1 pseudogene is annotated in these 241 nt (G+C 58.1%); it reads right to left on the bottom strand.

Annotation, left to right across the window (positions count from 1 at the left end):
* Nucleotides 1-115: pseudogene (locus G9373_RS45800) on the bottom strand (transposase); the annotation flags it as partial.
* Between the last annotated feature and the right edge of the window lie 126 nt (nucleotides 116-241).

Here is a 241-nt window from a genome sequence, read left to right as displayed (position 1 = left end):
TGTCGCGAGTGCCGTCCACAGTCACCCCCATCACGACGTAGATCGGCCGGTTGGCCACGTTGCCGTCGCGGATCTTGACGTGGATACAGTCGATGAACAGCACCGGATACACCTGGCGGATTCCACTGATCGAGGCGAATCCTTTCCCGAGAGGATTACGATGCCCAGGTATGCGTGGAACAAGTCACCACAGGAAGACAAGCGCCGCTACTTCGAGCTGATCAGACAAGGCCACTCAGGA

The organism is Rhodococcus sp. A14 (genome assembly GCF_011603105.1).
Lineage (GTDB): Bacteria > Actinomycetota > Actinomycetes > Mycobacteriales > Mycobacteriaceae > Rhodococcus_F > Rhodococcus_F opacus.
Note: the sequence above shows the minus strand (reverse complement) of the source record. Positions and strands in the feature narration are given on the sequence as shown.